This is a genomic window from Oleiphilus sp. HI0123 (assembly GCF_001635315.1).
Genome location: NZ_LWGE01001356.1, coordinates 1 through 8752 on the forward strand (window position 1 = coordinate 1; position 8752 = coordinate 8752).

The window sequence follows — 8752 nt, forward strand, 5'->3', positions numbered from 1 at the left end:
CCCTGGTCTGGTGATATGGCTTTTCCTGGTGGTAAGATGGACGCTACAGATGCCAATATTTATCACACGGCTCTGCGCGAACTACGAGAAGAAATAGGCTTAGATGCCGGCCACCTAGCACCATTAGGGCGCATATCTGACCAGCTCACCAAAACCCACTCAGGTCTACGACCAATGGTTATTTCAGCATTCACCTTCGAACTACAGCTGAATGTGGATTTTGTATTAAACCATGAAGTCGCTGAAACTTTATGGGTGCCAATCAAGCATTTTGAACTTCCGGCCAACCGTGAAAGTATGCAATGGAAGGCTCGCGGGGTATCACTAACAGTGCCTTGCTATTGGTACAAAAGCCGACGCATATGGGGTTTAACCTTACGAATGATTGACGAATTTACAAAGTAGCAATAGTAGTGATGGAAGCGTTACAAAATACTCACCTCAAGTGTCAAATTAATTCAACAAAGTTTTGCTAACATTTCAGTTACTTTTCGACTATATAATGTAGTAATAGTTTAAACAGGTATACCCATGAGCAAGTATTCTGACGCGCCCTCAAATAATCGACAAAATGTCGAGTTATCCGAGAGCGTCAAGTGGCTGCGATTAGCTGTTGCAAAAATAAATGAACTGTCTATTCCCGCCACCCCTGAAGTCTATAGTGTTTGGTACGAATATTATGCAGATAGAAAACTCGACCTAAAAAAAGCGATTGATAAACGTATATCCAAAGGCGGAGATTTTTCCGCGAGCACTTGTGAACATTTGTTCAACGAATATTTCGTTGAAATTCCTGAACAAAAGCTTAGTGAAATGCGTCAAGCGATAAGAGCCTTGATCACCTTACTTCAATCCGAATTAAGCGAACTGAATAGCGGCATGGAGTCCTATAGCGCTGCTTTATATTCCTGTGCAGACGACCTGACTCATGACCCCGAGGTAAACTCCCTTCAATCAATTATTCAGGTTCTATTAGCAGAAACAAAGAAGTGCAGATCCCGAAACCACCAAGCGCTCAGCAAGGTTTATCATCTAAGTTCAGAGATTAACAGCCTTCAGGAGTCTCTAGAAAAAATGGGCGAAGAGGTCTACCAAGATAGCCTTACAGGCGTAGGTAACAGAAGAGGCTTTGATGAGCAGCTCAGTACTGCGATAAAAAAATCCCAGCTAGATAATAGCCCTTTAGCCTTAATTCTTCTGGATATTGATTTCTTTAAACGTGTAAACGACGCGCACGGACACCTTGTTGGAGACCGGGTACTACGCTTTGTCGCCGAGACGATCAAGCGCAGCGTGAAAGGCGGGGACTTTGTTGCCCGTTATGGCGGCGAAGAGTTCGCAATCATACTCCCTAATACCGAAGCAGCTGGTGGCAGCTCAGTCGCTCATCAGGTTCAAGCAAACGTCGCAAAAACAAAGCTCACCAAGAAGAAAGGTGGCACCCCGATAGAAAGTGTCACTATTTCAGGTGGCTTATCCATACTAAGAGAGTGCGACACCGCAGAAAGCTTTCTAAACCGAGTCGACGGCCTGCTTTACGATGCTAAAAGTGCTGGCCGGAATATGATTAGAAGTGATTGTCAGCAAGCTATCAAGATTAAAATAGAGTCACAATAAAAAAAGACAATGGCTCAAGTTAACCTATAATCAAATAAACACCCGCCTACCAAGCGGCATGCTCCGCTCATATTTGAGCTCATAAATCTACACTCATATAAAACCTTATGTCACTGGAAGAATTTGCCAAGAAACGCTTTCTCATCGTCGATGAACTAGACTCCTTCCGTTTTTCTACCAAAAAGACACTGATGTCACTTGGCCTTAAGCTCGTTGACACAGCAAGCAGTGCACAAAATGTTGTCTCAGGTTTTCAGAACGTCAATTACGACGTTACGCTGTGCAACTATGACTTAGGCAAAGGCAAAAACGGCCAGGAGTTACTTGAGGAGCTACGCTACAAGAAACTGTTAAAGTTCTCGGACTTATTTTTTATTGTTTCAGCCGAAGTTGATCGCAGTAAGGTTATGGGCACCGTCGAGAACGAACCCGATGGCTACCTGGTAAAACCGATCACACCCAATGATTTGAAACAACGCTTAAGCAAAGCGCTAAAAATGAAAGAAGCGATGAGTGCAATTGACACTGCTATAGATGATGGCGACTATCACTCAGCAATTGCATATTGTGACGAGAAAATTGCCGAGAAAGGCAATTACGTACTTCGCTGCATGAAGACAAAAGCCTGGCTGCTAAGTAAAATCGGACACATCGACGAGGCACGCGAGCTATACGAAGGCATCCTTAAAGCAAGCGATTTTACCTGGGCCGAATATGGGCTGGCAAGAATCATGATTCGGCGTAAACATTATGAGGATGCAGAAAAACTACTACGGGTCATAATTACCAAAGACCCGGAGCAAGTTGAAGCTTTGGACCTTCTTGCGCAGGTACTGCAAAGACAAGATAAAACCAAAGAGGCCCAGGCAACCGTCGAACAAGCTATCTCGCGGTCTCCAAACTCCCTGCACAGACAAAAGCAATTGGCAGAGCTATGCTCAGAAAATAAAGATAGTAAGGGCGCAATCGAAGCCTATCAAAACGTAATGAAGCACAGTGAACAGTCTGTCTACGCCCGGCCAGAACACTGCTTCGATTTCGTTAATTACCTTGCAGACGTTGCCAAGCAAGAGGGTGGCGATATCAATGCCAACCCACATGTTAAGGAAGCCTTCGACTTGCTTGATAAAAGTGCCAAACGCTTCGCTAATCAGGGGAATATCGAAGAGCATACAAAATTAGTCGCTGCCAATGTCAATGCAAATATCGGCAACATCGACGAAGCCAAGCAAGCTCTTGACGACCTGCTAGGCGAAAGTCATGACGCTCAAGACCTCTCTGCGAGTAGCCTTAAACTAGCAGCACAAACACTAAGCAGTCTGGGGGAAGAGGACAAGTCGGAACATTTACTGGAACGCGCGGCTGACCTGGCAAAAGAAGATAGTGCACTGGTTGAAGATATTTACTCGCAGCTCAACAAGGGAATTGGCAGTGAAACCCGCCAGCGAGCAGCTAAAATTAATAAAATGGGTATCAAACTCTATGGAGAGAAAAAAGTTAAAGAGGCAGCAGAGGAGCTAAGACGCGCCCTTCCCCTCACCCCAAGGCATATCTCGCTCAACCTGAATTTGGCGCAAGTACTACTACGACTATATAAACGCAGTGCGGATGCTAGCTTATTGAAAGAAGTCGACGAGTACCTGCATCGAGTCAGACATATTCCCCGTCACCACAAAGAGTATTCACGCTATCATTATTTAATCGAGCGCCGCGCCAGCATGGAAGAAGCAAAAGACTAAAGCGACTCCTCTTTCAGTGGCGCTTTCTTCCTACCTTCTATATAGCGACGGAAATAGCTTCGTAACAAGGGTATGCGGTAAACCAGTATCCCACAAAAAATTAACACACAACCCAGCAGCTGATTGCTTGTCATTCTTTCGCTTAAGAAATATGCGCCTAAGATTGCTGTCCACACGGGCTCCAGAATAAAAACCATGGCCGCACTGTTTGGGTCCAGTTTTGCTAGCGCTTTAGTTTGCAAGGCGAAACGTAAACTTGTAGCGATAAAAGCGCTGCACAACAGCCACACCCAAGCCATATAGGATAAATCAGCTGGCCAACTCTCAGTTAGCAGTGCGGCAACTGTCGCGACGATTGCAATGGCGACAAGCTGTAAAGATGTCAGAGCCATATAAGAGATACCTTGTGCATAACGCCCCGTCAAAATGACATGCAGCGCAAAACCCAAAGTTGACATAAAGAAGAAAGCATGGGATTCCTTAAATTCAAAGCCCAAACCACCTCCTGGCTCAGCCCGTAATGCTAAAAGCGCCAAACCAATAACTGCGGGAATCAACGCACAAATAAGGTAGAAGGTGATCTTGGTACCAAAGATTAGTCGCGCGATTAGCGGAACGAAGACGACTGCCAAGCTCACGATAAAAGCACCTTCGCCGATATTATCGGTTTGGTCCACCGCTAAGACCCAAAGCAACAATGCACAACCTAACAGGATACCCGTACCTATTCCCTTAACAAACTGATGCCGCTTAAGCACCACCAATTGCGGCCAGGACATTAGAACCAGCACCAGCGCCGCTAATGAAAACCTCAGTGCTAAAAAGATGTAAGGTGAAAACTCTGCCAGGGCGCTTTTGGTGAACACCCATCCCGCAGCAGCAATAAGCGTCACCGCAACGAGCAGCAGTTCGTAATTTCGTATCGAATGAGAGATAGCCCTGGCCTTAAATGTCATTAGTGCAAAAGCGCTTCACGACAATAACAGAAACCGCCCAAGAGTTGTTGACTCTAATAACATTGAAACACTGTTTTCTAATGATTAACTTGCCATTAAATACTTCTCGCCATATCGTTTACTTAGCTACAACTCCACCAAAACCGTCAATATAAAGGTGCAAACTCAATGTTCCCCGATATGCCTGGTAAGCCTTCAGCATCCTTGCTTAAAATCACCTACCTTATTTATGCCTTACATATTTTTAGTGCTATAAGTGGCCTGTTAACGCCAGCGTTTATTCTGACGGCTTTCCTTACCGGCTGGCCTTCGATCATAGCATTGGTTATGAGCTATATCTGGCGGGGTGATGCCGACGGTACCTTCTTGTATTCCCACTTTGACTGGTTAATCACAACTTTCTGGAAAGCCTTGGTTGGTTTAGTCATTGCCTGGATTCTGATCGTGACCATTATTGGCGCAATCATTGGGGTTCCTATTATGTTGGCAGTTGGCGTTTGGGTACTTTACCGATTAGGAAAGGGGCTATTTGCTTTGAATGATAGGCGCCACCTAGCATGAGCCATTCGCTATCGTCTCAAATTTTAAACGTGACCAGGGCTCGTTCTATTATTAAGCTTGAAGATATCCAAAGCTTATGGAGTGGTTACGGAGTAATTAGCCGGTACAAGTTGGAAGGCTGTCAGGCAAGCCAAGTCATCGTAAAACACGTTAAGCTTCCTGAAAAAAGTCAGCACCCCAGAGGCTGGAATACTCAGCGCTCTCATCAACGAAAAATATACTCCTATCAAGTTGAGTGTGCCTGGTATAGAGATTTTAGCGCACTATGCGATGAATCTAGCAGAGTCCCAAAGTGCTTGGACACTGCAAGCTCTGAGGGTGAGTTTTTAATCATCATGGAAGACCTTGCAGCCGAAGGTTTTCCTATTGTAAAAGAGTCAGCAAAGCTTACAGACATGCACACTTGCTTGGGCTGGCTAGCTAACTTCCATGCCAAATTTATGGGGCACGCACCCGACTCTTTATGGAAAACAGGGACATATTGGCACCTCGATACTCGCCCTGATGAGCTTGAAGCACTAGAAGATCAAGCACTAAAGAGCGCTGCCTCACGAATCGACTTCGCACTCGCAAGCAGCCCTTATCAAACCTTCGTACATGGCGACGCCAAGTTGGCAAACTTTTGCTTCTCTGAAGATGGCAAGTCTGTAGCAGCTGTAGACTTTCAATACGTAGGGGGAGGCTGCGGGATGAAAGATCTGGCCTACTTTATTGGCAGCTGTTTGCATGAAGAAGACTGCCAGCGCTATGAAAATCAGCTACTCGATAGCTACTTTGAACAACTTAAACAGGCTTTGCTCAAACACCAAAGCAATATAAACCCTAGCAAGGTTGAAGCCTCCTGGCGCCCTTTATTTTCAGTGGCATGGGCCGACTTTCACCGCTTCCTTAAAGGTTGGAGCCCTGAACATTGGAAGGTCAACGCCTACAGTGAGCAGCAATCACGCAAAGTAATCTCGCAACTAAATCAAGCTAAGGAGAGTTAGGCATGAAACTCTCCCCCACTGATCTCAAGGAACTCGCTCAATACGCTCGAGAAGCAGCCCAACTGGCAGGCGCTGTCATAATGACTTATGCCAATAAGAAAGTTGAAATCCTAACTAAATCGACAGGTTCAAGCGAAGCATCACAAGTACTAACCGAAGTCGACTTGCGTTGTGAGAAGCTAATTCTTGATCATTTGGACGACAGCGTAAGAAAGTACAACTTGGCAGTACTCAGTGAGGAGCAAGAAGATGACAAGCAACGCCTGATAAAAGAAGCTTTTTGGTGCATTGACCCAATAGATGGAACGCTAGCCTTTACACAAGCAAGACCTGGTTATTCTGTATCAATCGCCCTGGTTTCGAAAACAGGTAAATCTCTAATTGGTGTGGTATATGACCCGGTAAAAGACAGAATGTACTCGGCTATTACAGAGCAAGGCCTCTATTTGAATGGCCAAGCCTGGCGCCCGGAAAACGAACTTCGTACTGAGCAGCTAACGCTCCCCTGTGATCGCAGCCTTCTAAAAAGGCCTGACTTTCCTGATATACACAAAGCAATCGACCAATGGCGTACAAATAAGGGCTTAACTCAAATCAATGAAATTCATCACTGCGGTGCAGTAATGAACGCCATACAGGCTTTAGAAAATCCACCCGCATGCTACTTTAAGCCGCCCAAAAAAGAAGACGGCGGCGGTAGCCTTTGGGATTTTGCTGCCACCGCGTGTATCTGTTCAGAAGCCGGTGCATTTGTTTGTGATTATAAGGGACAAGTTCTAGAACTGAATAAAGCAGACAGCACCTTCATGAACCAAAACGGCGTTATCTTCAGTACCGAAAAAGAGCTTGTAGCCGTGATTCAGTCTTTGTATTCCGGCTAGATTCAACTCGCTTTTGAGTAGAAACTGTCACAGCAAGCTTTAGCAAATTTATTCTTGAGTCTAGCTTCAATGCCATCAACCAAGACTTTCTGTATTTCCTGATCACTTACTGTATTGATCTGCCGAATGGCTGAAGGGCTAGTAATATTAACCTCGGTAATATAACCACCAATAAAGTCGAGCCCAGCCAGAGCAATGCCTTCATTTAATAAGAAAGGGCGCATCGTATCGATTATATACTGCTCTCTGAGCGAAACCTCTCCAGCTTCGCAACGCGCACCCTGATGAATATTCGCCAGAAAATCACCTTGCTGTGGCAATCGATTCACCACACCTATAAACAGGACTTAGACTTCTCATCCGCCGAGCAACAATTTCTCATCAAAAAAGACATTAACTCTGTCATGTTGGCAAAGTTCGCTTTGCAGTATAAGTTTCTACTTTCCCTTTGCTGGCTAAGCAAAGCGCATTGCATCAGCTTGGAAATATGATGTGACAAGGTTGAAGCAGGTATACCCAACTTTTTCTGTATGTCGCCCACTGTCATACCACTCTGCCCCGCCTGGATCAGAGTCCGAAAGATTTCAAGGCGAGTAACATTACCCAAAGCTTCTAATTGTTTTGCTGCATTTTCGATATCCATAATAGGGAGCTTATAGATAAACTGCCTCCACCACAACCATACTTCCAGAATATTGGAAATATAAAATAGAAACCTGACTAAGACTTAAATAGGTTTAGTCTCTAACCCGACCGCGAAGCGCCTTGGTTCGACTGTGTTTGGTCTTACTATCCATGCGCTTTCGCTGAGAGTTTCGACTAGGTTTCGTTGGCCGCCGGGTTTTATGAACAACCGTTGCTGCTTGAATTAAAGCCACTAAACGAGCCAGCGCATCTTCACGATTCTTCTCTTGGGTACGAAACTGCTGCGCCTTGATCACTAAGACGCCCTCTTTGTTGATACGGCTATCCTTAAGGCCTAGCAGCCGCTCTTTATAAAAATCCGAAAGCGAAGATGCTTTGATATCAAAGCGCAAGTGAATGGCAGACGAAACTTTATTCACATTCTGACCACCCGCACCTTGAGAACGAATAGCAGAGAGCTGAAGCTCTTCATCAGGAATAGTGACGTAGTCGTTAATCTTAAGCGGCATGAGAAAGGTATTTAATGCATTGAATATACCGCTAACAGTAACTTATAACTCACGGGGATGACAGGAAAAAACACAAGTCTCACGTTCAGCTTTCATTCAGCTTACTTGTTTCACAATGTACAGATATTAATAAACAAGCAGGAGTATGTATGAAAAGCATAAACAAAGCGGCGGTACTGATAGCGATCACAATGCTGATTTCCGGCTGCCATATCACAAGCCAGCAAGGTTCTTATATACTGGAGATCGAGACCACACCCTATAGAGAAAGTGATAGCAGTTGGGCAAGGGCAACTGAAATCATCTTACGTCACCACCAACTTTATTACTCTCAACAAGATTTATTAGACTATCAGTATGTATATTTAGATACAGAGAGCACACCGACTATCGATGACATCAGTTGGCTCTTATGGGATTTGGGAGGTTTAGATAGCTATGTTAGCGGAACATTAAGCCTGATTGAAATAAGGTCTCAACTACGTCAAGGCAGCCCTGTCATGCTTCAATACGGACCGTATTATAGCGGGCACTACCTTGTGATCTATGGTTATGACGACCACGACAGGGTTTATATCCATGAACCTGGCTACGGCACCCGAGTGATACATTATACGGATTTATATTACCAACGCTTTCATGGTAAGGGGCACTACTGGGAGTCGAGCTTACTGATCGAGCCTTAGCTGGCGGCACTTATCCAGTCTAATTGTGCTTCACGAACAAATGCCTTTATCCACACAGCCTGAAAAGGAGACTTTTTAGGATAAGGGCAACTAGAAATACCTAAACCGGCCTTTGCCTTCTCTATCGCATGCTGCCGAACTGATTCTGCTGAGTTTGTACGAGCCATGACCA

Annotated in this window: 11 protein-coding genes; 7 read left to right on the forward strand and 4 right to left on the reverse strand. The window is 45.0% G+C overall.

The window, feature by feature from the left end:
• The 3 genes from A3761_RS16950 to A3761_RS16960 all read left to right on the forward strand — a co-directional run.
• Positions 1-405, forward strand: a 405-nt coding sequence (locus A3761_RS16950; protein ID WP_068750568.1) for a CoA pyrophosphatase, incomplete at its 5' end; no start/stop codon positions are given.
• Between the two features lie 126 nt (positions 406-531).
• Complete coding sequence (locus A3761_RS16955) at positions 532-1617, forward strand: GGDEF domain-containing protein (protein WP_068514273.1); 1086 nt, start codon at positions 532-534, stop codon at positions 1615-1617.
• Positions 1618-1724: 107 nt separating this feature from the next.
• Entirely contained in the window at positions 1725-3356 is a 1632-nt protein-coding gene (locus A3761_RS16960) for a tetratricopeptide repeat-containing response regulator (RefSeq protein WP_068514271.1), read from the forward strand.
• Here the strand turns inward: A3761_RS16960 and A3761_RS16965 are convergent.
• The gene (locus A3761_RS16965; protein WP_068514268.1) at positions 3353-4312 is read right to left on the reverse strand and encodes a DMT family transporter; all 960 of its coding nucleotides are present in this window, start codon (positions 4310-4312) and stop codon (positions 3353-3355) included. The genes A3761_RS16960 and A3761_RS16965 overlap by 4 nt on opposite strands.
• 168 nt (positions 4313-4480) lie before the next feature.
• Between A3761_RS16965 and A3761_RS16970 the strand changes: the two genes are divergently transcribed.
• From A3761_RS16970 to A3761_RS16980, 3 genes are read left to right on the forward strand one after another with little or no spacing between them, the layout of a single operon-like run.
• Positions 4481-4873, forward strand: coding sequence for a hypothetical protein (locus tag A3761_RS16970; protein ID WP_068514263.1), 393 nt, complete (start codon positions 4481-4483; stop codon positions 4871-4873).
• A complete protein-coding gene (locus A3761_RS16975; protein ID WP_068514260.1) occupies positions 4870-5859 on the forward strand; it encodes a phosphotransferase in 990 nt (329 codons plus the stop codon). Before A3761_RS16970 ends, A3761_RS16975 begins: the two co-directional genes overlap by 4 nt.
• A gap of 2 nt (positions 5860-5861) precedes the next feature.
• A complete protein-coding gene (locus A3761_RS16980; protein ID WP_068514256.1) occupies positions 5862-6740 on the forward strand; it encodes a 3'(2'),5'-bisphosphate nucleotidase CysQ in 879 nt (292 codons plus the stop codon).
• 2 nt (positions 6741-6742) lie between these two features.
• Here A3761_RS16980 and A3761_RS16985 read toward each other — a convergent pair whose 3' ends face one another.
• The 3 genes from A3761_RS16985 to arfB all read right to left on the reverse strand — a co-directional run bounded on the left by A3761_RS16985 (position 6743) and on the right by arfB (position 7894).
• Entirely contained in the window at positions 6743-7072 is a 330-nt protein-coding gene (locus A3761_RS16985) for a hypothetical protein (protein WP_068506629.1), read from the reverse strand.
• A 2-nt stretch (positions 7073-7074) separates the two neighbouring features.
• Positions 7075-7383, reverse strand: coding sequence for a helix-turn-helix transcriptional regulator (locus A3761_RS16990; RefSeq protein WP_068506631.1), 309 nt, complete (start codon positions 7381-7383; stop codon positions 7075-7077).
• 94 nt (positions 7384-7477) lie between these two features.
• A complete protein-coding gene (arfB, locus tag A3761_RS16995) occupies positions 7478-7894 on the reverse strand; it encodes an alternative ribosome rescue aminoacyl-tRNA hydrolase ArfB (RefSeq protein ID WP_068514252.1) in 417 nt (138 codons plus the stop codon).
• A 149-nt stretch (positions 7895-8043) separates the two neighbouring features.
• On the opposite strand from arfB, the gene A3761_RS17000 reads away from it, so the two are divergent.
• On the forward strand, positions 8044-8580 hold the full coding sequence (locus tag A3761_RS17000; RefSeq protein WP_068514249.1) for a hypothetical protein: 537 nt from the start codon (positions 8044-8046) through the stop codon (positions 8578-8580).
• Positions 8581-8752: the final 172 nt, after the last annotated feature.